We start from the raw sequence: 23,932 nt of genomic DNA, 5'->3' as shown, positions 1-23,932 counted from the left end.
CAGTGATGTGGAGTGAGAAATGAATACCCTGTTCATGCATTGCCGGCCCGGCTTCGAGGGCGAGGTCTGCGCCGAAATCAGCGAACACGCCGCCCATCTGGGCGTGCCCGGCTATGCCAAGGGCAAGCCGCAGAGTGCTTGCGCCGAGTTCGTCTGCACCGAGCCCGGTGGCGCCGAACGCATGATGCAGGCGCTGCGCTTCTCGCAGCTGATCTTCCCGCGCCAGTGGGCCCGCGGCACGTACGTCGAGCTGCCTGAGACCGACCGCATCAGCGTGTTGCTTGAGCACCTGGCCGCGCTGCCGGTGTGCGGCAGCCTGTGGCTGGAGGTGCTCGACAGCAACGAGGGCAAGGAGCTGTCGACCTTCTGCCGCAAGTTCGAGGTGCCGCTGCGCAAGGCCCTGGAGAAGGCCGGCCGCCTGGTCGATGACGCCCGCCGTCCGCGCCTGCTGCTGACTTTCATCAGCGGTCGCCGGGTGTTCCTCGGCCTGGCCGAGGCCGACAACTCGGCGCTGTGGCCCATGGGCATCCCACGCCTGAAGTTCCCCCGCGAGGCCCCGAGCCGCTCGACCCTCAAGCTCGAGGAAGCCTGGCACCAGTTCATCCCGCGCGAGCAATGGGACGCGCGCCTGAACGACGACATGACCGGTGTCGACCTGGGCGCCTCGCCCGGCGGCTGGACCTACCAGCTGGTCAAGCGTGGCATGCTGGTGACCGCCATCGACAACGGGCCGATGGCCGAGAGCCTGATGGATACCGGCCTGGTCACCCATCTGATGGCCGACGGCTTTACCTGGCAGCCGAAGCAGACGGTGGACTGGATGGTCTGCGATATCGTCGAGAAGCCGGCGCGCACCGCTTCGCTGATCGAGACCTGGCTGGGCGAAGGGCTGTGCCGCGAAGCGGTGGTCAACCTGAAACTGCCGATGAAGCAACGCCATGCCGAGGTTCGCAAGCTGCTGGACCGCATCGAGGCTGGGTTCAAGGCGCGCAAGGTGAAGGTGTCGATCGCCTGCAAGCAGCTGTATCACGACCGTGAGGAAGTCACCTGCCACCTGCGTCGGCTGGACCTGAAGCCGCGCTGAGGCCATCGCGGCGCAAGCCTGCTCCCACGGTACCCGGCCCTTGTGGGAGTGGGCTTGGCGCCCTTCGGCCGATACGCCACAATGACGAGCATTTTGCGGAGCCTTTCATGACCGATTTCACCCACGACGCGATCCTCGACGCCACCGGCCTGAACTGCCCGGAGCCGGTGATGATGCTGCACAAGCATGTGCGCGAGCTGGTATCCGGCGGCGTGCTCAAGGTCATCGCCACCGACCCGTCGACCCGCCGCGACATCCCCAAGTTCTGCATCTTCCTCGGCCACGAGCTGCTCGGCCAGGAAGAAGACGCCGGAACCTACCTGTACTGGATCCGCAAGAAGGCCGACTGAGCCCGCCGCGATCGCGCTACACTGCGCTCCCCTGACAGGAGAGCGCCATGCTGATAGTTGCCGACGAGAATATCCCGCTGCTCGATGCCTTCTTTGCCGGTTTCGGTGAAATCCGCCGTTATCCAGGCCGGGCCATCGACGCCGCCTGCGTCAAGGAAGCCGACGTGCTGCTGGTACGCTCGGTGACTCGCGTCGATCGGCAACTGCTCGAGGGCAGTCGGGTACGCTTCGTCGGCACCTGCACCATCGGCACCGATCACCTCGACCTCGAACATTTCGCCGAAGCTGGTATCCACTGGAGCAGCGCGCCGGGCTGCAACGCCCGTGGCGTGGTGGACTACGTGCTGGGCAGCCTGCTGACCCTGGCCGAACTCGAGGGTGCCGACCTGGGCAAGCGCGTCTATGGCGTGGTCGGCGCGGGTGAGGTCGGCGGGCGGCTGGTGCGGGTGCTGCGCGGCCTCGGCTGGAAGGTGCTGGTGTGCGACCCGGTGCGCCAGGCCAGCGAGGGCGGCGACTTTGTCGATCTCGACAGTGTCCTCAAGCAGTGTGATGTGATCAGCCTGCACACGCCGCTGCAGCGTGGCGGCGAGCACCCGACCTGGCACCTGCTCGATCAGCCGCGCCTGGCCCGCTTGCGCGCAGGCGCCTGGCTGATCAACGCCAGCCGTGGGCCTGTGGTGGACAACGCGGCCCTGCGCGAACTGCTGCTGGATCGCGAGGATGTGCATGCGGTGCTCGACGTGTGGGAGGGCGAGCCGCAGGTGGACCTGGCGTTGGCCGACCTGTGCACCCTGGCCACGCCGCATATCGCCGGCTACAGCCTGGATGGCAAGCAGCGTGGCACGGCGCAGATCTATCAGGCGTTCTGCCGCTGGCAGGGTTTGCACGAGCAGGTGCGACTGGCCGACCTGCTGCCGGCGACGGGCTTGGCGCAGATCGAGTTCGATGCCAGCGCGGAGCCGGCGTGGACATTGGCCACACTGTGCCGCGCGGTGTACGACCCGCGTCGCGACGATGCGGATTTTCGTCGCAGCCTCAGCGACGACCCGGCCGAGCAACGCGCCGCGTTCGACCTGCTGCGCAAGCATTATCCGGTGCGCCGCGAGATCGAAGGGTTGGCGGTGCGGGTGCGGGGGGAGGCACCGCAGTTGGCGCAGGTGGTCAGTGCATTGGGGGCGGTGTTGGTCTGAGGGCCGTGGTAGCGCGGGGCAAGCCACAGGTGAGGGTGAGCTTCGCGGGCAAATAAAAACCCGGCGCGGGCGCCGGGTTGCACGCAATTCAGGGGTCAGGTCTTGCGGGTTTTCTCGGCCCGGCTGGCTTCCAGGTCCTTGCAGGCCTTCTGGATCATCTGCTCGGTGATGGGTACCTCGCGGCCCTGGGCATCGATGATCGAGCCACAGACCTGATGTTGCGCAGGGGGCTGGGTCTTGGGCGTATCGGTGTGCTGCAAGCTCATGTCCTGTCTCCTCTTTCAGGTTCAAGCTCAAGGTAGCGCTTCGCCGTGACTGGTCTGTGACAGTTTCTTCGGCGTCATGCCGGATCAGTCCAACAGAAACCACGGTAAACCTCCAGTCGCAGGTTAGAACGAATGGGCATAGTCACTATCGTCCTGTTCGATCATGGGACGGCGTCGCATTCCCAGACGTTGCACAGGGTCGACGAGTGGTAGTCTTGGCCTGACCTCAGCACAGAACGACTTTCGCCATGCCCGAGCCGATCTCCCCCCGCCAACGCCGCGCTCTACACCTGGGCTGGCAGTTCGTGCGCCCCTATCGCCGCCAGGCGCTGCTGGCCTTGCTGGCGCTGGTGGTCACCGCCGCCATTACCCTGTCCATGGGGCAGGGCATCCGCCTGCTGGTCGACCAGGGCTTCATGACCGGCTCGGCGCACCAGCTCAACCAGACCATCGGCCTGTTCATGCTGCTGGTGGTGGCGCTGGCGGTGGGGACCTTCGCCCGTTTCTACCTGGTGTCGTGGATCGGAGAGCGCTGCGTGGCCGATATCCGCCGGGCAGTGTTCGACCACCTGGTCTGGCTGCATCCGGGGTTCTTCGAGGACAACCGCAGTTCGGAGATCCAGTCGCGGCTGACCGCCGACACCACCTTGCTGCAGTCCGTAATCGGCTCGTCGCTGTCGCTGTTCCTGCGCAATGCGCTGATGGTGGTCGGCGGGGTGATCCTGCTGTTCGTCACCAACCCCAAGCTGACCAGCATCGTGGTGCTGGCCCTGCCCTTGGTGCTGGCGCCGATCCTGCTGTTCGGGCGGCGCGTGCGCAGCCTGTCGCGGCAGAGCCAGGACCGGGTGGCCGATGTGGGCAGCTATGTCGCCGAGACCCTTGGCCAGATCAAGACGGTGCAGGCCTACAACCACCAGGCGCGTGACCAGGCACTGTTCGGCGACACCGTGGAGGCGGCGTTCGACGTGGCGCGGCGGCGCATCGCCCAGCGTGCCTGGCTGATTACCCTGGTGATCGTGCTGGTGCTCGGTGCGGTCGGGGTGATGCTGTGGGTCGGCGGCATGGATGTGATCGCCGGGCGCATCTCGGGCGGTGAGCTCGCTGCGTTCGTGTTCTACAGCCTGATCGTCGGCAGCGCCTTCGGCACCCTGAGCGAGGTGATCGGCGAATTGCAACGGGCCGCTGGTGCCGCCGAGCGCATCGCCGAGCTGCTGGCGGCGCAGACGGCGATCCTGGCGCCGTCACAGCCGGCGGGGTTGGCGCACGGGCGCGCCAGTGGCGACATCGAACTGAGCGAGGTGCGCTTCGCCTACCCGTCACGGCCCGCGGTGGCGGCCGTCGATGGCCTCAGCCTGCATATTCGCCCCGGCGAGACCGTGGCGCTGGTCGGGCCGTCGGGGGCCGGCAAGTCGACCCTGTTCGACCTGCTGCTGCGGTTCTACGACCCTCAAGGTGGCGCGATTCTGCTCGATGGCCAGCCGATCACCGGGCTGGCGCCGGTCGACCTGCGTCGCCAGTTTGCCCTGGTAGCCCAGCAGCCGGCGCTGTTTCGCGGCACGGTCGAGGCCAATATCCGCTACGGTCGGCCCGAGGCCAGCCTGGCCGAGGTCGAGGCGGCAGCGCGCGGTGCCCATGCCCATGAATTCATCATCCAGTTGCCCCAGGGTTACCAGACACCTTTGGGCGAGGGGGGCGTGGGCTTGTCCGGTGGCCAGCGCCAGCGCCTGGCGATTGCCCGGGCGCTGCTGGTGGATGCGCCGATCCTGCTGCTGGACGAAGCCACCAGCGCGCTGGACGCGCAAAGCGAATATCTGATCCAGCAGGCATTGCCACAACTGATGGCCGGGCGCACCACTCTGGTCATCGCCCACCGCCTGGCGACGGTGCAGCATGCCGACTGTATCGCGGTGATCGACCAGGGGCGGCTGGTGGCGGTGGGCACGCACCGGCAGTTGATCGAGCGAAGCCCGCTGTATGCGCGCTTGGCGGCGCTGCAGTTCACTGCGGGCGACACGCTCTGACCAACGCGCAGCCAGGGGCGCGCACATGCCCCGTCGAAGTGGTAAAGGTGGGGAAATCCGCCATCTTTGCAGGTTGCACCCGGCGACTGTGGCGGATTGTCGCCATCCGTCCGCTCACCTGATGTTGTCCGGGCGCCATGGACCGGGGGCAAGACCATGCTGGCACACTCCCTGCTTTACGGCGCCCCGGGCCAAGGCCCGAGGCGATCGTGCCCCGATTTCGCGAAACTCCTGCCAACCACAACAACAACCGGGCGTGCACACCGGGGGCAACGACTGCCAATCCTTCACTTCAATTGGATTGAGCTAATGAAAAAAATCCTGCTGACGCTCCTGTGCCTGAGTGTCATCGGCTGCTCCAAGCCCGCGGAGCCACAAAAGTCCGTCGATGTCCTGCTGATCGGCGGCGGCATCATGAGCGCAAGCCTCGGGACCTACCTCACCGAACTGGAACCGAACTGGAAAGTCGACGTCTACGAGCGCATGGACCAGGTCGCCGAAGAGAGTTCCAATGCCTGGAACAATGCCGGTACAGGCCACTCTGCATTCTGCGAGCTGAACTACACCAGCGTCGGCAAGGACGGCAGCATCGACATCAGCAAGGCGGTCAACGTCAACGAACAGTTCGAGGTGTCCAAGCAGTTCTGGGCTTACCAGGTCGAGCAGGGCGTGCTGAGCAACCCGCGTTCGTTCATCAACAACGTGGCGCACATGAGCTTCGTCTGGGGTGACGAGAACGTCGCCTTCCTGCACAAGCGCGTCGAGGCCCTGCGGCACAGCTCACTGTTCCGCGGCATGGAGATCACCGAGGACCACGAGCAGATCCGCCAGTGGGTGCCGCTGGTGATGGAAGGCCGTGACCCCGGGCAGAAGGTGGCTGCGACCCGCATGGCCATCGGTACCGACGTGAACTTCGGCGAGATCACCCGGCAGCTGTTCGCCGCCATGACCCGTAACCCGAACGTGCAACTGCACCTGGGCCATGAAGTGCGCGACATCGTGCGCAACGACGACGGCAGCTGGAACGTGGTGGTGGCCGACCTGGCCAAAGGTGGCAAGGAGACTGCGGTCAAAGCCAAGTTCGTCTTCATCGGCGCCGGTGGCGGCGCGCTCAAGCTGCTGCAGAAGTCCGGCATCCCGGAGGCCGAGGGCTATGCCGGCTTCCCGGTCGGTGGCCAGTTTCTGATGACCGACAATGCCGACCTGGTCGCCCGCCACAAGGCCAAGCTGTACGGCAAGGCCTCGGTCGGCGCGCCGCCGATGTCGGTGCCGCATCTGGACACTCGGGTGATCGATGGCAAGGAGGTGCTGTTGTTCGGTCCGTTCGCGACCTTCTCCACCAAGTACCTCAAGCACGGCTCGTTGCTGGACATGCTCAGTTCGCTGACCACCCACAACATCAGCCCGATGATGCATGCCGGCATCGACAACATCGACCTGAGCACCTACCTGATGGGCCAGCTGATGCTCAGCTTCGACGACCGCATGGCGGCCCTGCGCGAATACTTCCCCAACGCCAAGAACGAAGACTGGCAGCTGCTCCAGGCCGGCCAGCGCGTGCAGGTGATCAAGAAGGACCCCGTGCACGGTGGCGTGCTGCAGTTCGGTACCGAAGTGGTGGCCGCCGAGGATGGCAGCATCGCCGCGCTGCTGGGTGCCTCGCCCGGTGCCTCGACCGCCGCGCCGATCATGCTGACCGTGCTGGAGAAGACCTTCAAGGATCGGATCAAGAGCACCGAGTGGCAGGCCAAGCTCAAGGAAATCGTGCCGACCTACGGCCAGAAGCTGAACAACGACCTTGAGTTGACCAACAAGACCCGCGAATGGAGCAGTGCGCGCCTGCAGCTGCTGCATGTGCCGGTGTTGCCGGAGTAAGCGCACAAGCGTGGGAGTAGGCTGGCCTGCTCCCACCGGTGACTGGCCTTTTCGCAGGCAACAAAAAACCCGCGCAAGGCGGGTTTTTTGCAGGATTTGGTCGGAGAGACAGGATTCGAACCTGCGGCCTTCTCGTCCCGAACGAGACGCGCTACCTGGCTGCGCTACACTCCGATGTCCGAAATGCTACTGCATCGATTTTTTCAACGCAACCCCTTGTTGCAAAAAGGAGTTGCGCCAAAAACACAGGGCTGGATCACAGCTCCTTGACGGTACGGATCTGATCTTTGTTGATGCGTGTGCGCTTGCCGTCGAGCTGTTCGAATTCGTAGAAGCCGGAGTCGTCGTCATACGACGGGGTGTCCACCGCCTGGATCTCGCGGCCGTCGTTCAGGGTGATGACGGTTGGCGAGGCGCAGCCGGCGAGGGCGCCCAGGCCCAGGGCAAGCAGGAAGGCGGGAAGGGTCCGTTGGATCATCGTGTTTCTCCAGTGCGATGGTGCTAGATGTCATTAAGACGCAGGGCGTCCACGCAAGTTCCTTGCACAGTGCAGCATAGCGCCATCGCACCGGCATTGACCAAGAACAACGTCGCGGTCGGGGTGCCGTGGCCTGTGATATAACAGCGCACATTCCCTGTTCCCCTGCGACGGACTCCCATGAAAGCCAAGGCAGATACCCCTTTTGTAGCGCTGAACATCGCCGTGCTGACGGTCAGCGATACCCGTACCTTCGACACCGATACCTCCGGCCAGCTGTTCGTCGATCGCCTGAGCGCCGCCGGCCACCGCCTGGCCGAGCGCATGCTGCTCAAGGATGACCTGTACAAGATCCGCGCCCAGGTCGCGACCTGGATCGCCGATGACCAGGTGCAGGTGGTGCTGATCACCGGTGGCACCGGCTTTACCGGACGCGACAGCACCCCGGAGGCCGTGGCGTGCCTGCTGGACAAGCAGGTCGAAGGTTTTGGCGAGCTGTTCCGGCAGATCTCGGTGGCCGACATCGGTACCTCCACCGTGCAGTCCCGCGCCCTGGCAGGCCTTGCCAACGGTACCCTGGTCTGCTGCCTGCCGGGCTCGACCAATGCCGTGCGCACCGGTTGGGACGGCATCCTCGCCGAGCAGCTGGATGCCCGTCACCGGCCGTGCAACTTCGTGCCGCACCTGAAGCAGGCAGCGGCCTGTGACAGCCGTGGTTGAGGTGGCCCGGCCGTTGATGCCGGTGGAAGAGGCCTTGGAGCGCCTGCTGGCGCTGGCCGAGAAGGCGCCCATCGCCGAGACCGAGCACGTCGCGCTGGCCGAAGCCGAAGGGCGCGTCCTGGCCCATGAGCTGGTGGCCGGCCTCGACCTGCCGCCGTGGCCCAACAGCGCAATGGACGGCTACGCCCTGCGCCTGGCCGACTGGCAGGGCGAACCGCTGCGGGTGACCCAGCGCATTTTCGCCGGCCATGCGCCACAACCCCTGGAGCCGGGCACCTGCGCACGGATCTTCACCGGCGCGCCGCTGCCCGAAGGCGCCGATTGCGTCGAGATGCAGGAAAACACCGAAGTGCTCGAGAATGGCCGGATACGGTTCCTCGAACCCCTGGCACTGTCACAGAACGTTCGCCCCAAAGGCCAGGAAACCCGTGTTGGCGAACAGGTGATGAGCGCCGGCACGCGGCTGGGGCCGATCCAGCTCGGGCTGGCCGCGACCCTGGGTTTCGGCACCCTGCAAGTGCGGCGTCGGCCACGGGTAGCGGTGCTGTCGACCGGTGACGAACTGGTCGAGCCGGGATTGCCGCTGGGGCCCGGGCAGATCTACAACAGCAACCGGCGCCTGCTGGTCAGCTGGCTGCAACGCCTGGGCTGCGAGGTGGTGGACGCCGGGATCCTGCCCGACGACCTCGAACGCACCCGCCAGTGCCTGGCCGGGCTGGGCGATGTCGATCTGATCCTGTCCACCGGCGGTGTGTCGGTGGGCGAGGCCGATTTTCTTGGCCTGGCCCTGCGCGAAGCGGGCGAGCTGGCGCTGTGGAAGCTGGCGATCAAGCCGGGCAAGCCGCTAACCTTCGGCCATTACCAAGCTGTGCCGGTGATCGGCCTGCCGGGCAACCCGGCCTCGACATTGGTCACTTTCGGCCTGCTGGCGCGGCCCTACCTGCTGCGTCGGCTGGGTGTGCACAGTGTCGCGCCACTGCGTTTCAGCGTGCCAGCGGGTTTCGATTGGCCCAAGGCCGGGACGCGGCGCGAATTCCTGCGCGCGCGCATCGAGGATGGCCGGGTGCGCATCTACAAGAACCAGAGCTCCGGTGTGCTGCGCAGCGCGGCCTGGGCCGACGGGGTGGTGGAGGTGCTTGAGGGCAGCACGCCACGGCAGGGCGACCCCGTGGCATTCATCCCGTTCAGCGAGCTACTTGGCTAGCACGCCGCCGGGGGCGCCCGCGCCTGCCGGTGCCAGCTGGGTCAGGCGCATGTGCACGTTCTCCAGTTGCTGGGCGGCAACGCTCCAGTCATGACGCTGGCGGGCGAACTGGCGCCCGGCCTCGCTGAGCTGGCACATGCGCCACGGCTGGTTGAGCAGTTGCGTGACCAACAGCGCCAGCTGGCCGCTGTCGTCGCTGCCCAGGTAGTGTTCGCCGTTGTTCATGGCCAGGCCCGAGGCGCCCTTGCTGGTGGTGATGACCGGTAGCCCGGCGGCCATGGCCTCGAGGATCTTCACCTTGGAGCCACCGGCATGGCGCAGTGGCGCGAAGAACAGCGCCGAGCGGCGCTGCAGCTCACGCAGGTCGGGGCGGTAACCTACCCACTCGATGCGTGGGTCGTTCCAGTGCAGCTTCCAGCTGGCCGGCAAAGCGTGCCCGGCAATGGCTAGGCGCACCGCCGGATTGCTCATCCATACCTGTGGCAGGATCTCCTCAAGCGCCCATTCGATGGCCTCCAGGTTGGCGCCGTACTCGAAGTTGCCGACAAAAAGCAGGCGTTGGCTATGCGCGGTAGGGCGCACGTCCTGGTAGTGGTCGCAGTCCACGCCATTGACCACCACATTCACCGGGCGGCCGCTGATCTGGCCGATCAGCTCGGCATCCTGGGCGCTGACCGCCACCACCTCGGTGGGCTGGCGCAGCACCCGTTGTTCCCAGCGCCGATAGCGCCAGCGGTCGAAGGCGTTCAGCGGGCGCAGCCACAAGGGCAGGCGGTCATGGCAGGCGGCGCCCATCACCGACTCCAGGTAATGCTCGCTGAGCATGTAGGGCAAGCCCCGGGCCTGCAGGGCCCTCTCGAACGGCTGGAAGCTGTAGCTGTGCTCGATCTGGATCACATCCCAGGGTTCGTCCAGCAGTTGCTCGAAGCGATGCCGCAGACAAGGCGCCAGGCCGTTGATGATGGCCCGCATGGGATAGTCGATGATGGGGGAGGCGAGCAGGTTGAGCGGGCTGTTCAGGGCTCGCCTGGGCAGTACGATCAGGCGCTCCACCAGGGGCTCCAGGGCTTCGCGCGCGGTGTCGCTCAAGGGGACCTTCGACTGCACCAGCAAGGTGATCCGGTGGCCATGCTGCGCCAGGGCGCGCAGCAGGTGGTATTGCCGGGTCTTGCTGCCGCTGGTGGTGGGCCAGGGCAGGTAGGGCAGGGTCCAGAGTATGCGCATGAGCCCGAATCCTCGCGGTTGGCCGGGTGTCGGCCCTGGATGACAAAACGCGCCCTCTGGCAGTCAGGCAGGTGCTGCTGCCGCCGGGGCGCGTCCATAGATATCAGTAAAGCGTACGATGTCGTCTTCGCCCAGGTATTCGCCGCTCTGCACCTCGATCATCACCAGGTCGATGACCCCGGGGTTGGTCAGGCGGTGGTTGCGCCCGGGCTTGATGAAGGTGGACTCGTTGGTGTCGAGCAGGAACTCTTCCTGGCCATTGGTCACGCAGGCCATGCCGCTGACCACGATCCAGTGCTCGCTGCGATGATGGTGCATCTGCAGCGACAGCGATTCGCCGGGGCGGACCATGATGCGCTTGATCTTGAACCGTGGCCCTTCCTCGAGCACCGTGTACAGGCCCCAGGGGCGGGTCACGGTGCGGTGCAGGCGGTAGGCGTCATGGCCCTGGCGCTTGAGCTGCTGGGCAATCACCTTGACGTCCTGGCTGCGCGCGGCGTCGGCGATCAGCAGGGCGTCGGGGGTGTCGATGACGATCAGGTTGTCCAGGCCGACCGCGCCGACCAGGCGCCGAGGCGAGTCGATGTAGCAGTTGCGCACGTCTAGCAGCACGGTTTCGCCGTTGCAGTGGTTGCCCTGGCCGTCGGCCGGGCGCAGCTCACGTACCGCTTCCCAGCAGCCGATGTCGCTCCAGCCGATGTCGCATGGCACCACGGCCACCTGGGCGGACGGTTCCATGAGGGCATAGTCGATGGAGATATCCGGTACCAGGGCGAAGCGTTCAGGGTCGAGTTCCACCTGCAGGCCACCCGTGCCTTCCTTGACCTGGCTCTGTTCCAGGCAGTCGGCCACGCTGCGCAGGACCTCAGGGGCATGGGCCTGCAGCTCCTGTAGCACGGTGCCGACGCGCAGGCAGAACATGCCGGCGTTCCACAGGTGTCGGCCACCGTCGAGGTAGGCCTGGGCGGTGTCGGCGTCGGGCTTTTCGACGAAGCGGGCGACCTGGTAGCCGCCGTCAGCGATCGGCTGGCCCTGCTCGATATAGCCGAACCCCGTTTCGGCACGGGTCGGTTGCAGGCCGAAGGTGGTCAGCCAGCCTTGCCCGGCCAGCGCCATGGCCTGCCGGACGGCTGCCGCGAAAGCGTCCTGGTCCTGAATCAAATGGTCAGCGGGCAGCACGAGCAGCAGGCTGTCCTCGCCGTGCAGGAGGGCGCAGTGCAGTGCTGCGGCGGCAATGGCGGGGGCGGTGTTGCGGCCCAGGGGTTCGAGAATGAAATCGAGGGCCACCCGTGCAGCGCCGACCTGGCGATATTCGTCCTGGGTGCGGAACACCACTTCGCGGTTGGTCACCGTGAGCACCCGCTCGACCCCGGGCAGGCTGCTGGCGCGGCTGAAGGTCTTCTGCAGCAGGCTCATGCCGTCGGGCAGGCGCATGAAGGGCTTGGGCATCGTTTCTCGCGAGACTGGCCACAATCGGGTGCCGGCGCCGCCAGCGATGATGCAGGGGATCAGAACGCTCATAGTCACAGCCTCGAATCGGTGCGCTGGGGGTAGCGCAATGCAAGGGAATCACGACCTGTCAGGCGTCTGGCGGCGCAAAGTCAATAAAATGACTCTTTCGGGCGGCATCTTCCATGAAGGCCAAATATTTGTCGAATGATGCGCCTGTCGCGAGCGGCTTTCAATGGCAATTGCGGGAAACGGCGGTTTTTGGGCGGGGCATGCAGCAATCCGGGCGCGTTCATGGTCGAGATTGCAGTAGGGCATTTCTGTGCATTTTTCCGGGAGGGCGACATGAGCGAGCGCAAGGCATTGCTGATCCTGCATGGCAAGCAGGCCACCAACGAAGACGTGCGGGCCGCGGTGGGCCAGCTGCGTGAGCGTGGCTGGGAGTTGGACGTGCGCCTGACCTGGGAGGGCGGTGATGCCCAGCGCCTGGTCGGGGAAGCACTGGCGGCGGGCTATGCTCACGTGGTGGCCGGCGGTGGTGATGGCACGTTGCGCGACGTGGCCGAGGCCATGGGCCTGGCGGCTACCCAGGCCAGCCTGGCGCTGCTGCCGCTGGGTACGGCCAACGACTTCGCCAAGGCGGCCGGTGTGCCGCTCGAGCCGCAAGCGGCCCTCGACCTGCTGGACGTACCGGCACGGCCGATCGATCTGGGCCGGGTGGGTGACCAGCTGTTCCTGAACATGGCTACCGGCGGATTCGGCACCCAGGTCACCGCCAATACCTCTGAAGACCTCAAGAAAGTGCTGGGCGCCGCGGCCTACCTGTTCACCGGGCTGTCGCGCTTCAGTGAGCTGCAGGCGGCCTCGGTCGAGCTGCAGGGGCCAGGGTTCCAGTGGCAGGGCGAGTTGCTGGCGCTGGGCATCGGCAATGGTCGTCAGGCCGGCGGCGGGCACGTGCTATGCCCCGAGGCGAGCGTGGACGATGGCCTGCTGGACGTCGGCATCCTGCCGGCGCCCCAGGAGATGGCCGGGGCCTTGCGCGATCTGTTGGCCGGTGAGGGGCTGTTCGTGCGCGCCCGCTTGCCGTGGGTGGAGATCAAGAGCGCCCAGGGGTTGGACATGAATCTCGACGGCGAGCCCCTGCAAGCGGCCAGCCTGCGGTTCGAGGCCGTACCCAAGGCGCTGCGCGTGCACCTGCCGGCGGATTCGCCGTTGCTCAGTCGTCCAGGCTGATGATTTTCTCGCGCACGGCGAACAGCACCAGGCCCGCGACATCGTAGATCTGCAGGCGCTTCATGATCTGCGAGCGGTGGGTTTCCACGGTCTTGATCGACAGGCCCAGGCCGCCGGCGATCTCCCGGGTGGATTTGCCGCGCACGATCAGGCGCAGGATCTCCAGCTGGCGGGCGGTCAGGTTGTGATGGCCTTCGTTGTTCGCTTGGCGGCCGCTCTGGGCGCGCAACAACGCCTGGTTGATCACGGTGTGGGCGATAGCCGGGCTGAGGTAGCGTTCGTCGTTGCGCAGGGCGGTCAGTGCCTGCTCCAGTTCGGTGGCCGTGGTGTCCTTGAGCAGGTAGCCATGGGCGCCGCTCTCCAGGGCGCGCATGATCAGCTCCGGGTCGGTGTGCATCGACAGGATCAGCACCTTGCAGGTGCAACCGCTTGCACGCAGCTGCGTGAGGGCGTCCAGGCCGCTGGTCGAGCGCATGGAAATATCCAGCAGGACGATGTCCGGCGCGAGACGCCGGACCTGCTCCAGCAGCTGGCTGCCATCGTCGGCTTCGCCAATCACGGTATAGCCGGGAATATCCGTTACCAGTGCCCTGACGCCAGCGCGAATCAGGGAATGGTCGTCCACCAGCAATAATCTACAGGTCATCGGGAGCGGGAGTCCTGGCACGTTCTTGGTTGCGGGGTGGCCATGGGAAGAGGGCGTCGATGCGGGTGCCCTGGCCGGGCTGGCTGGTGATGCTCAGGCTGCCCTGCAGCGCCGTCACCCGTTCCTGCATGCCAGCCATGCCGCGCAGGCCGCTTTCTGCTGGTGCCTGCGCCGGCACGAAGCCGCCGCCGTCATCCTGGATCGACAGCGCCAGGCCGGCCGAGGTGCGCTGCAGGCGGACCACCAGGTTGCGTGCGTGTGCATGGCGGAGCATGTTGGTGACCGCCTCCTGGGTGATGCGAAAGGCCGCCATGGTCACTTCTTCGCTGATGCCGCCCAGGCGTTGGTTGCATTCAAGGCTCCAGTGCACCTCGGTATTTTCCAGGGTGCGCAGCAAATGCGCGCGCAGGCTCGCCTCCAGGCCCAGGCTGGCCAGTTGTCGAGGGTTGAGAATGGTGGAAACGTCGCGCACGTTGCCCAGCGTATGGTCCAGGGTGCTGCGCAAGGTAGCGCAGTGCTCCTGCAGGTCCGCCGGCACCCGGCGTTGCAGCCAGTCGACCTGCAGCTTGGCGGCGGTCAGCAGTTGGCCGATATCGTCATGCAGTTCACGGCTCAGGCGCTGACGCTCGCTCTCTTGCACCTTGAGCATGCGCGTGGCCAGTTCCGCCGGGCGCAGGTTGATCGAGCGCGCCCAGTGGCGCAGGTGCCAGCCGACGCCGATCATCGCCAGCAACTGGAGCAACAGCAGGCTGGCCGACAATGGCAGGGTGCGCAGGTACACCACCAGGTTTGCCACCAGCGATGCAATGCACAGCAGCGTGGTCGTCCAGCGGAGCAGGGCAACTCTGGAGCGGCAACGCTGGAGGAACTTCAAGCGTGGGAGCATAGATAGGGAAGCCACTGAGTTATTGCAGTTGAGGGCATTGCACATGCCTGGCCAGAGGTGCTGGTGCCGTGCATTCAATCAAGCACCGGGCACGTATCCAATCACCCGATAATCTGGGTGCGCATGTTCGAATGTGCGCATGTTATCACTTTGATTGAATTTGGTCGCGGGGGGATAACTGCTTGAAACCTCGGATTTTCCGGGCTGTGGCGGGTCTGGCGGGCGAGGCGCTGGCTAGCAGAGTGCCATTATTAAAAGATGTTTCCAGTACGCCTCGATCAACTAAAAAACCCAGCGGGCAAAAACATTTGGAAAAACTTGCCAAACTTTGCAAGTTAAACACTGAGTGGGTTTAGTTGCCGCGCAATTAGTCAGGTTAATGTTGGCGGTCGGCTGCGCCGAGGCTTTGCTCCGCAAGTGCATCCTGGGCGTGGGGGTGGTCGCAGAACGTGCCGGTTTCCTGGCAATCGGCGCACAGTTGCGCTGTCGGTTGGCCCAGGGTGGTGGCAAGCTCGGCCAGCAGTCGTCGTTGCTCTTCGGTGTCCATGTCCAGGCGGCCGGTCTGCGGGTCGAGCAGCTCCAGTTGCCAGTCCAGCAGGGTCAGGCAGGCCGCAAGCGCGGGCAGGCTGGTGCCGTGCAGGTGCTGCTGGGCGCACGCGGGCGCGAGCAGTCGTTGCAGGGCCAGGGCATGGTGGGCCACTTCGAGCAGGTCGAGCGCGACCGCTCGCCGGGCGAGGGTGTCGAGTGCGGCATTGAGGCTGTGGCAGGCATCCGGATCGTTGGTGATCAGCTCCAGGTGCTGCAGGCATTCCTGGGACCTGGCCAGCAGGACCTGCGCATCCTGCAAAAAGGCCGCCACGGCGGCGTTGTGCAGTGGAGTGCTATCCATCATGGCGCCCCGTCTTCAGGGATTGGCCGTACCAAGATGATCGCTCGCAAAAGCCTGACTCCGTTCATGCAGTGAGAATGGCGTCACATTAATGGCTAATGGATATTGCGAACATCAGGTTGCACCCGATTGCTACTAGGGGTTTCCCTGATGCGGTTTCAGGCGGGTCGTTCGTTGCGCACGACGGACGTGGCGGGATGTGGCAGCAGTAAAGCATGATGGTAAAGTGATATCAATCACCCCGGATGGCTTTTTCCATCAGGGGTCAAGCTGTGCCCGTGTCCGCCGATACAGGGGGATGCATTCACTTTTTCCCGACTCACGCCTGGGGGCTTCCAATGGCTGGCATTCTCGACACGGTAGACCAACGCACGCAACTGGTGGGTGAGAACCGCCTGGAAATCCTCATGTTCCGGCTGGCTGGCCGGCAGTTGTTCGCCATCAACGTGTTCAAGGTCCAGGAGGTGCTGCAGCTGCCCAAGCTGACCCTCATGCCGCAACGCCATTCCTTCGTCTGTGGCGTGGTCAACCTGCGCGGCCAGACGCTGCCGGTCATCGACCTGTCCCAGGCGATCGGCATGCGTCCGCTGCAGCCGGGGCCGAACAGCACCATCATCGTCACCGAGTACAACCGCTCGGTGCAGGCGTTCCTGGTGGGTGGCGTGGATCGTATCGTCAACATGAACTGGGAAGCCATCATGCCGCCGCCGGCCAGCGCTGGCCGCCAACACTACCTCACGGCGATCACCAAGGTCGACGAGCAGCTGGTGGAGGTCATCGATGTGGAGAAAGTGCTGGCCGAGATCGTGCCCTACAACGCCAAGGTCTCCCGCGACAAGCTCGAAGACCCGGTGCTGGCCCGCGCACGTGGTCGCGAGGTGCTGTTGGTGGACGACTCCACCGTGGCCCTGGCGCAATTGCGCGATACCCTCTCGCAACTGGGGGTGAAGCTGCACGTGGCCAGCGACGGCCTCAAGGCCCTGCGCCTGCTCAAGGGCTGGGCGGACGCAGGGGAGAATGTCTGCGAGAAGTTGCTGATGGTCTTCACCGATGCCGAGATGCCCGAGATGGATGGTTACCGGCTGACCACCGAAATCCGCAACGACCCGCGCCTGCGCGGCCTCTACGTGGTACTGCACACCTCGCTGTCGGGCAGCTTCAACGAATCCATGGTCAAGAAAGTCGGTTGCGACAACTTCCTTTCCAAGTTCCAGCCCGATCGCTTGGTCGATGTGGTGCGTCAACGCCTGAGCCTGGACAACGCCACGGTGTAACGGCGGTACCGGTCCGGTATAAGCTTGGTGTTTCGACTGGCGCAAGGTGGCAGGGATGTTTCTGAGTGCGTTGTATCGGTACCCGGTGAAATCGGCCCAGGCCCAGTGCCTGCAGGCGTCGGTTGTCGGCCATATGGGCCTGGACGGTGACCGGCGCTGGCTGGTGGTGGAGCAGGAGAACGGCCGCTTCCTGACCCAGCGCGCCTGGCCCCGGCTGGGGCAGGTTGGCGCCAGTTATGGCGAGCAGGGCCAATTGCTGCTCCAGGCGCCGGGGCAGGCACCCTTGGAGGTGCCGGTACCGCCCGCCGACGAGGCCCTGCGCGGCGTCACCATCTGGCGCGACACCTTGCGCGTGCCCGATGCCGGCGATGCCGCCGCGGCCTGGCTCAGCGAGCTGCTGGGCAAGGCGGTAAGGCTGGTGTACTGCCCCGAGCAGCGTGCCCGCTACCTGCCCAGCGGCTACGGCCTCAACAGTGACCGGGCCGCCTTTCCCGATGGTTTTCCACTGCTGCTGATCGGCCAGGCCTCGCTGGATGAGTTGAGCCGTCGGGTGGGGCGCCCCATGGAGATGCTGCGTTTTCGCCCGAACCTTGTGGTCGAGGGGGCCGAGGCCTTTGCCGAGGACCGCTGGAAGCGCATCCGTATTGGCGACATGACCTTCCGCGTGCTCAAGCCGAGCGTGCGCTGCATCCTCACCACTCTCGATCCCGCCACGGGCGAACGCAGCTCGGACCGTGAGCCGTTGACCACGCTCAAGACGTTCCGCGAGAAGGAAGGCGATGTGCTGTTTGGCCAGAACCTGGCGGTGGATGGCGAGGGGGCGCTTAAGGTGGGGATGGCGGTTGAGGTTATCGAGTAAGGCAAGGTGCTGGGCGATAGATCGAGCGCCGCCCGCGCGGCGCTTGATCTCATAGGCGCTGCAGCGCCATTGGCGAACGATCACATATCGTCGAAATACCGCTCATGCCAATCCACCAGCGGCTGCGGTGAATTGAGCTTCTGCCCGTAGATGACCGAATACGACAGCACGTTCTGCACGTACTGGCGCGTCTCGTCGAACGGAATCGATTCGACCCACACATCGAAACTCAGGTGCTTGGCGCCCTTGAGCCACTGGCGTACACGCCCGGGGCCGGCGTTGTAGGCGGCCGAGGCCAGCACGCGGTTGCCGTTGAACTGACTGTGCACCTGGCTCAGGTAGGCAGCACCGAGCTGGATGTTCTTGTCCGGGTTGAACACCTGGGCCGGCGAAGCCAGCGGGATGCTGAACTTGCGCGCGGTTTCCTTGGCGGTGCCCGGCATCAGCTGCATCAGGCCGCTGGCGCCGACGCTGGAGCGGGCGTCTTCCATGAAGGCGCTCTCCTGGCGGGTGATGGCGAACACCCAGCTCGAATGCAGGCCGCGAACCTTGGCCTCGCGCACCAGGGTGTCGCGGTGGGCCATCGGGAAACGGATGTCCAGGTCGTCCCAGTACTGGGCCTGGCTGATGGTGCGGATGGCCGGGAAGTACCAGCGCATGTCGTAGGCCAGGCGGGCCTGGGCGACCATTTCGTCACGGTTGAAGTGGCGGCTGACGTGGTACCACTCGCGGCGCCCTTCGACGATCTGGCCACGGGCGTGGAACTCCAGTGCGCGACGGATGCCGGGGGTGTTGCGGACCTTGTTGGTCACCGCCTGGCTCAGCGCCAGCGGCTTGTTGTTCAGCTGATAGGGCGTCTGCGCCCGGTCGGCGGCGAGGAAGCCATAGAAATCACGCTCGCGGGCGACGGTCTTGTACAGCAGCGGGACCTGCGGGTTGTTCGGCTGGGCCAGCTCCAGGCTGCGCGCCTGCCAGTACTTCCAGCGGTTGCTGCTGGCCAGGTCCTGGGGCAGGCGCTTGGTCAGTTCGTAGGCTTCTTCCCAGCGGGCCAGGCGCAGCAGCAGGCGCAGGCGCCATTCGCTGACGGTGTTGTCGCGCAGTTCCGGGTCGTAGCGGGTCATCAGGTCGAGGGCGCGCGGGTCGTAGCGGCGAGCCAGGGTCAGGCCGATCTCGCGGGCGATGGCGACCTTCTCGTCGCGGGAGAAGTGCATGCGCTGGGCATAATCGTCGAGCAGCGCCATGGCCTGCTCCGGATTTTGCCGGGCCAGGCGACGAAGGCCCAGGCTGACCACGTCGGACATGGCCTCGTTGACCGGTGTGAAGCGCGAAGGCTGGTTGAGCAGCTCGGGCTTCTGCGCCACGTCGATCAGCAGCTTGCCCTGGGGGGCGAGGGTGGTGAGGGTTTTCACCAGGTTGTTGGCCAGGCCGTAGTTGCGCGCCTGTGCCGCAAGCTTGGCGCGCTGCCAGCGCTTGGCCTCGGTCAGCTGGCCTTCGGCGGCCCACATGGCGAACAGGGTGTCGCAGGCAGTGGGCTGGGATTTGCCGACGTTCCACAATTTTTCGGCGCTGGCGAAGCCTTCGGCGCGCTGGCCGTGGGAGAGCTGGTACTGGCCGTTGAGGCAGTCCAGTTCGGTGAAGTTCAACTTGGGGTCGTAATAGCGGGTGAAGGTGTTCCATTCACCGCGCTCGGCCAGCCAGCGCAACCAGCGCAGTTTCATCCAGTTGGCCTGGGGCAGGTCGCCATGGGCCTTGAGGAAGCCCTCGACCTCTTCGTTGCTGGCGCTCTTGAGGCGGGCAGTCAGCTCGTCGTAGGTGAGGTAAGGCGTGAGCGGGTAATCGCGCAGCGCCTGCGCGTAGCGCAGGTAGGGGCCCTTGTCGCCCTTGGCCAGGGCGCGCTTGGCCTCGTCGTAGTATTGACGTTGCTGGGTGATGTCGGCGGCCTGTGCGACGCTCGCGGCGAGGGTGGTCAGCAACAGGCAGGAAGCAATTTGTAACAGGCGGCTGCGCATGATACGTCCGGGCAGTGGAACCATGGAAAGTGACGGCGGAGCCAGCACTGTTGGGTATTACTGCTTAGCTTAGCCGTTTGCCGGTGGCCGGCGAAAGCACTGTGCTTGTATCGAGTTGTTATCCGACGCCCTGTCGCTGCAACGGGCTTTGTGGTGCCCTGAAGGGGTAAGTCAGGTAGAATGCGCGCCCGGTTTTTGGAGATGATCATGACCCTGCTCAAATTCAGCGATGTGTCCCTCGCGTTCGGCGCCATGCCGCTGTTGGACAAAGTGTCCTGGCAGATCGCCCGTGGCGAGCGGGTGTGCATCATCGGCCGCAACGGCACGGGCAAGTCGAGCATGCTGCGCCTGGTCAAGGGCGAGCAGAAGGGCGATGACGGTGATATCTGGCGTGCCCCCGGCCTGAAGATTGGCGAGCTGCCGCAAGAGCTGCCGGTGGCCGACGAGCGTAGCGTATTCGATGTGGTAGCCGCTGGCCTTGACGGCGTCGGCGAGCTGCTGGCGCAGTTCCACCACCTGAGCCAGAACATCCACGGCGACGAGGATCTGGAAAAGCTCATGCACGTCCAGCACGAGCTCGAAGCCCGTGACGGCTGGCGCCTGCAGCAGGTGGTCGAAAGTACCCTCAGCCGCCTGCAGTTGCCGGCCGACAAGACCCTGGCCGAGCTGTCCGGCGGCTGGCGCCGGCGCGTGCTGCTGGCCCAGGCGCTGGTGTCCGAGCCCGACCTGCTGTTGCTGGACGAACCGACCAACCACCTGGACATCGGTGCCATCGCCTGGCTGGAAGAGGCGCTCAAAGGCTTCGGCGGCGCGGTGCTGTTCATCACCCACGACCGTTCCTTCCTGCAGAACCTGGCCGCGCGCATCCTCGAGCTGGACCGTGGCGGGCTGATCGACTGGAACGGCGACTACGCCAGCTTCCTGGTGCACAAGGAGGCCGAGCTGGCCGCCGAGGCCACTGCCAACGCACTGTTCGACAAGCGCCTGGCCCAGGAAGAAGTGTGGATCCGCCAGGGCATCAAGGCCCGACGCACCCGCAACGAAGGCCGCGTGCGCGCGCTCAAGGCGCTGCGCGTGGAACGTGGCGAGCGCCGCGAACGCCAGGGCAAGGCCAATATCCAGATCGAGGTGGCGGACAAGTCCGGCAAGCAGGTGATGGTGCTGGAGGACGTCAGCTTCGCCCACCAGAATGGACCGAAGCTGGTCAAGGACTTCTCCATGGTGCTGCAGCGCCAGGACCGTATCGGGCTGCTGGGTGCCAACGGCACCGGCAAGACGACCCTGCTCAAGCTGATGCTGGGCGACCTGGAGCCCACCAGTGGCAAGGTCGAGCGTGGCACCAAGCTGGAAGTGGCTTACTTCGACCAGATGCGCCATCAGCTGGACCTGGAAAAGACCGTCATCGACAACCTGGCCGAAGGCCGCGATTTCATCGAGATCGATGGCCAGAACCGCCATGTGCTCAGCTACCTCGGCGACTTCTTGTTCAGCCCGCAGCGTGCGCGCACGCCGGTCAAGGCGCTGTCCGGGGGCGAGCGCGCGCGTCTGCTGCTGGCCAAGCTGTTCAGCAAGCCGGCCAACCTGCTGGTGCTGGACGAACCGACCAACGACCTCGACGTCGAGACCCTCGAGCTGCTCGAAGAGGTGCTGTCCAACTACAAGGGCACGGTGCTGATGGTCAGCCACGACCGGGCCTTCCTCGACAACGTGGTGACCAGCACCCTGGTGTTCGAAGGTGAAGGGCGCGTGCGCGAGTACGTCGGCGGCTACGAGGACTGGATCCGCCAGGGCGGTTCGCCGAAGCTGCTCGGCGTGACCGAAAGCAAGGGCGGCAAGTCCGAACTCAACAGCGCCGTGGTACAGGCGCCGGTGGAGGAGGTGGCGCCTGTTGCCGCCGCTGCGCCTGCGGCCGATGCCAGCAAGAAGAAGCTCAGCTACAAGCTGCAGCGTGAGCTGGAGATGCTGCCGGGGCAGATCGATGCGCTGGAGCAGCGGATGGCCGAGGCGCAGGAAGAAGTGAGTGCGGCGGGCTTCTACCAGCGGCCGATTGCCGAGACAGCGGCGGTGCTGGCCAAGATCGAGAAGCTGCAGGGCGAGCTGGACGTGCTGGTGGAGCGCTGGGCCGAGCTGGAAGGCTGAAGCCATCGCGGGGCAAGCCCGCTCCCACGCAGCCCCGTGCTACTTCAGAGGGGGCAGCTCAACCCCGCTGATCGAAGAAATGCCCCATCAGCTGCAACAACGGCCGGCGCCGGTTCTTCACCGCGAACTCCCATTCATGCGTCTGCGACGGCGCATGGCCGAGCTCATGCTCGCCCAGCAGCTTCTGCACCTTGGCCAGGCGGTACCAGGGCACCGAGGGGAAGGCATGGTGGACGATGTGCAGGTTGAAGTTGAGGATCACGAAGCGCGACCACAGCGGCAGGCTCTTGCAGTCGTGGGACACGCCGTCCTGCTCCCAGAACTGCAGGCGATCGGCATCGCGGGCGAGCAGCGGGGCCTCGGCGTGGTGGGGCAGGTTGAGCAGCTCGACCATGAAGAACAGGAACACCCAGGTGATCAGGTAGAACAGCACCAGGTCCAGCAGGTGCCCCAGGCTCCAGGCCAGCACAGCCGCCGCCAGGTAGCCGGCCAGGTACAGGCGGGCGAAGCGGATCTCCTTGAGGATCCGTGGCGAACTGTCGCCCTTGGCCTTGGCGATGAAGGGCGCGCGCCAGTTGAGCAGGAAGTGGTTGGCGGCGATCATCGGGATCCAGTGCTTCCAGACGAACTCCAGGGTGCGCTCCTGCTTCTTGGTCATCACCGAGAAGCGCTCGATCATGCCGCGGTTCTCCGGGTCGTTCAGCGGGTGCGCGGTCCAGGTGTGGTGGGCCATGTGGAAGCGCCGGCGGACCAGGAACGGCAGGGCGATAAGCCAGCCGTTGCAGTGGCCGATGAAATCGTTGAACCGGCGGTTGGCCGAGGCGGCGCCGTGGGTTGCCTCGTGCATGATCAGGTAGAGCTGCACGGTGGCCAGACCTGCCAGCGCCAGGCCCAGCAACTGCAGGGCGGTGGAGTCGGCGAGCCAGAGGTTCCAGGCCACCGCCAGCAGCAGCAGGTCGGCGACCCACAACATCACGGTCCAGGGTTCCCGGGCGCCGTCGGGGATCTGTTTTCTTACACTAAGCCATTGGTCCTTGGTCACTTGCTGAAACTCCGATCGGTTAGCTGGCGGCCCGGGAAGCCGGGGCCGCGGGAAGGCTGCAGAGGTTGTTGGCCAGGTGCGCGTAGGCCAGGTCGAAGCGGGCGATGTCGTCATCGAAACCGTGGCTGCGCGGCGCCACGGCGAAGTCCTGGAACACCAGCTGGATGCAGTCGTAGCGGCTGCCGTTCTCCAGGTGCCAGGCCGGCAGGTAGGCGGTGATCGCAAAGCCCAGGCGGCGCAGGCTGGCCAGCAGCTCCAACTTGTCGGCCAGGATCACCAGGCCGACGTACTCGGCCTGGGAATACTGACGCAGCAGCGCGCCCAGCTCGGTCAGCACGGCATGGGTCGAGACGTAACGGCCGCATTGGCCCGACAGCATCAGCGCGGCGGCCTGCGGGTCGTGGCTGTAGCTGAGTTGGCCATGGCGTTCGGCGCCGGTCGGGCCGCTGAGGTAGGTGTCCGGGTAGCTGCCGGGGGCAACGGCAAGCTGCAGGGCGGGGTAGAGCAGCCTGCGGATATAGTCGGCGGCGCGGGTGGTCACGTACCAGGGGGCGACGTGCGCGAAGCCGGCCTGGGGTACGGGGTGGATGGCGGTCAGGTGATACTCGCGCAGGCCATCGACCTTGTCCGGGCCGCCGTCATGGCCCACCAGCACGGCGGGGCGGATCTTCTTCATGACACCGTGGCTGGCGATGTTGCGGGTAATGTAGAAGCCCAGTTCCATGGACGCTGGCCGATGCGTCTCGAAACCGAGGCGGACCAGGCTGGAGATGGCGCCGGTCCTGCGCGCGTCAGGGTGAATCACACCGTGGCACACCTCCCACGACTGGTTCCACGGGCGGCGGGCGATGCAGCAGCAACCGGCCAGGTTGCCCTCGGCCTCGGCGACGAACCACTGCTGTTGCCCGCTGCTCATCGAGTAGCGGATGTAGGACGCGCTCTGGCAGGGGTGGGTGGTCTGCCCATAGACCTGCTGGAACAGCGCGGCGAGGGCTTCGATATCGGTGGGGTTGGCTGGGCGATAGCGCAGTGTTTCGGTTTCCGGCAACGGCGCAACGGCCGTTTGCGGCGAACGGGTCGCAGTCATGACGCAC

Annotated in this window: 21 protein-coding genes and 1 tRNA gene; 11 read left to right on the top strand and 11 right to left on the bottom strand. The window is 65.6% G+C overall.

Translation table 11 applies throughout. The features are described 5' to 3' along the window. Positions 1-19: 19 nt before the first annotated feature. The 3 genes from rlmM to pdxB all read left to right on the top strand — a co-directional run bounded on the left by rlmM (position 20) and on the right by pdxB (position 2,624). Positions 20-1,084, top strand: a complete 1,065-nt coding sequence (gene rlmM / locus ACODS9_RS05035; protein WP_038705734.1) for a 23S rRNA (cytidine(2498)-2'-O)-methyltransferase RlmM — start codon at positions 20-22, stop codon at positions 1,082-1,084. A gap of 107 nt (positions 1,085-1,191) precedes the next feature. Next, positions 1,192-1,434 carry a sulfurtransferase TusA gene (gene tusA, locus ACODS9_RS05030; RefSeq protein WP_023632607.1) on the top strand — a complete coding sequence of 81 codons (243 nt, stop codon included), beginning with the start codon at positions 1,192-1,194 and terminating at the stop codon, positions 1,432-1,434. A gap of 47 nt (positions 1,435-1,481) precedes the next feature. Then, a complete protein-coding gene (gene pdxB, locus ACODS9_RS05025) occupies positions 1,482-2,624 on the top strand; it encodes a 4-phosphoerythronate dehydrogenase PdxB (protein ID WP_489093415.1) in 1,143 nt (380 codons plus the stop codon). Between the two features lie 95 nt (positions 2,625-2,719). On the opposite strand, the gene ACODS9_RS05020 is transcribed toward pdxB, so the two are convergent. Continuing rightward, positions 2,720-2,890 carry a PA1571 family protein gene (locus ACODS9_RS05020; protein WP_173862435.1) on the bottom strand — a complete coding sequence of 57 codons (171 nt, stop codon included), beginning with the start codon at positions 2,888-2,890 and terminating at the stop codon, positions 2,720-2,722. 248 nt (positions 2,891-3,138) lie between these two features. Between ACODS9_RS05020 and ACODS9_RS05015 the strand changes: the two genes are divergently transcribed. Beyond that, positions 3,139-4,911 carry an ABC transporter transmembrane domain-containing protein gene (locus ACODS9_RS05015; RefSeq protein WP_489093414.1) on the top strand — a complete coding sequence of 591 codons (1,773 nt, stop codon included), beginning with the start codon at positions 3,139-3,141 and terminating at the stop codon, positions 4,909-4,911. A 309-nt stretch (positions 4,912-5,220) separates the two neighbouring features. Continuing rightward, complete coding sequence (gene mqo, locus ACODS9_RS05010; protein WP_489093413.1) at positions 5,221-6,786, top strand: malate dehydrogenase (quinone); 1,566 nt, start codon at positions 5,221-5,223, stop codon at positions 6,784-6,786. 97 nt (positions 6,787-6,883) lie between these two features. Here the strand turns inward: mqo and ACODS9_RS05005 are convergent. Both ACODS9_RS05005 and ACODS9_RS05000 read right to left on the bottom strand, forming a co-directional pair. Continuing rightward, positions 6,884-6,960, bottom strand: a tRNA-Pro gene (locus tag ACODS9_RS05005). A gap of 82 nt (positions 6,961-7,042) precedes the next feature. Next, complete coding sequence (locus ACODS9_RS05000; protein ID WP_023632528.1) at positions 7,043-7,264, bottom strand: YgdI/YgdR family lipoprotein; 222 nt, start codon at positions 7,262-7,264, stop codon at positions 7,043-7,045. 180 nt (positions 7,265-7,444) lie between these two features. Here ACODS9_RS05000 and moaB point away from each other — a divergent pair, with 180 nt between their 5' ends. Together moaB and ACODS9_RS04990 are read left to right on the top strand one after the other, a co-directional pair. Further along, entirely contained in the window at positions 7,445-7,984 is a 540-nt protein-coding gene (moaB, locus tag ACODS9_RS04995) for a molybdenum cofactor biosynthesis protein B (RefSeq protein ID WP_401105715.1), read from the top strand. After that, entirely contained in the window at positions 7,968-9,188 is a 1,221-nt protein-coding gene (locus ACODS9_RS04990) for a molybdopterin molybdotransferase MoeA (RefSeq protein WP_489093412.1), read from the top strand. Before moaB ends, ACODS9_RS04990 begins: the two co-directional genes overlap by 17 nt. On the opposite strand, the gene ACODS9_RS04985 is transcribed toward ACODS9_RS04990, so the two are convergent. Next, entirely contained in the window at positions 9,177-10,412 is a 1,236-nt protein-coding gene (locus ACODS9_RS04985; protein WP_046856410.1) for a glycosyltransferase family 4 protein, read from the bottom strand. The genes ACODS9_RS04990 and ACODS9_RS04985 overlap by 12 nt on opposite strands. Before the next feature lie 63 nt (positions 10,413-10,475). Next, positions 10,476-11,933, bottom strand: a complete 1,458-nt coding sequence (locus ACODS9_RS04980) for a mannose-1-phosphate guanylyltransferase/mannose-6-phosphate isomerase (protein WP_401105719.1) — start codon at positions 11,931-11,933, stop codon at positions 10,476-10,478. A gap of 273 nt (positions 11,934-12,206) precedes the next feature. Here ACODS9_RS04980 and yegS point away from each other — a divergent pair, with 273 nt between their 5' ends. Then, positions 12,207-13,094, top strand: a complete 888-nt coding sequence (yegS, locus tag ACODS9_RS04975; RefSeq protein WP_367856602.1) for a lipid kinase YegS — start codon at positions 12,207-12,209, stop codon at positions 13,092-13,094. On the opposite strand, the gene ACODS9_RS04970 is transcribed toward yegS, so the two are convergent. The 3 genes from ACODS9_RS04970 to ACODS9_RS04960 form a co-directional block, all read right to left on the bottom strand. Beyond that, the gene (locus ACODS9_RS04970) at positions 13,078-13,740 is read right to left on the bottom strand and encodes a response regulator (protein ID WP_046856407.1); all 663 of its coding nucleotides are present in this window, start codon (positions 13,738-13,740) and stop codon (positions 13,078-13,080) included. The two genes, yegS and ACODS9_RS04970, sit on opposite strands and share 17 nt — an antisense overlap. Beyond that, entirely contained in the window at positions 13,730-14,626 is an 897-nt protein-coding gene (locus tag ACODS9_RS04965) for a sensor histidine kinase (protein WP_401105722.1), read from the bottom strand. The genes ACODS9_RS04970 and ACODS9_RS04965 overlap by 11 nt, the downstream gene beginning before the upstream one ends. Positions 14,627-15,002: 376 nt before the next feature. Next, a complete protein-coding gene (locus ACODS9_RS04960) occupies positions 15,003-15,515 on the bottom strand; it encodes a hypothetical protein (protein ID WP_046857857.1) in 513 nt (170 codons plus the stop codon). Between the two features lie 338 nt (positions 15,516-15,853). Between ACODS9_RS04960 and ACODS9_RS04955 the strand changes: the two genes are divergently transcribed. Together ACODS9_RS04955 and ACODS9_RS04950 are read left to right on the top strand one after the other, a co-directional pair. After that, positions 15,854-16,789, top strand: coding sequence for a chemotaxis protein CheV (locus ACODS9_RS04955; RefSeq protein ID WP_367856600.1), 936 nt, complete (start codon positions 15,854-15,856; stop codon positions 16,787-16,789). 55 nt (positions 16,790-16,844) lie between these two features. Further along, the gene (locus tag ACODS9_RS04950) at positions 16,845-17,648 is read left to right on the top strand and encodes an MOSC domain-containing protein (RefSeq protein WP_489093411.1); all 804 of its coding nucleotides are present in this window, start codon (positions 16,845-16,847) and stop codon (positions 17,646-17,648) included. Between the two features lie 80 nt (positions 17,649-17,728). On the opposite strand, the gene ACODS9_RS04945 is transcribed toward ACODS9_RS04950, so the two are convergent. Then, positions 17,729-19,657, bottom strand: coding sequence for a transglycosylase SLT domain-containing protein (locus tag ACODS9_RS04945; protein WP_489093410.1), 1,929 nt, complete (start codon positions 19,655-19,657; stop codon positions 17,729-17,731). 207 nt (positions 19,658-19,864) lie between these two features. Between ACODS9_RS04945 and ACODS9_RS04940 the strand changes: the two genes are divergently transcribed. After that, on the top strand, positions 19,865-21,796 hold the full coding sequence (locus tag ACODS9_RS04940; protein WP_489093409.1) for an ATP-binding cassette domain-containing protein: 1,932 nt from the start codon (positions 19,865-19,867) through the stop codon (positions 21,794-21,796). A 58-nt stretch (positions 21,797-21,854) separates the two neighbouring features. On the opposite strand, the gene ACODS9_RS04935 is transcribed toward ACODS9_RS04940, so the two are convergent. Then, positions 21,855-22,838 (bottom strand): fatty acid desaturase family protein, encoded by a 984-nt coding sequence (locus ACODS9_RS04935; protein ID WP_094009906.1) that lies wholly within the window; start codon positions 22,836-22,838, stop codon positions 21,855-21,857. Between the two features lie 19 nt (positions 22,839-22,857). Next, the gene (locus ACODS9_RS04930; protein ID WP_489093408.1) at positions 22,858-23,925 is read right to left on the bottom strand and encodes a GNAT family N-acetyltransferase; all 1,068 of its coding nucleotides are present in this window, start codon (positions 23,923-23,925) and stop codon (positions 22,858-22,860) included. Positions 23,926-23,932: the final 7 nt, after the last annotated feature.

It is taken from the genome of Pseudomonas sp. FG36, from assembly GCF_057809275.1.
This window is presented reverse-complemented; position numbering and strand designations above follow the sequence as displayed.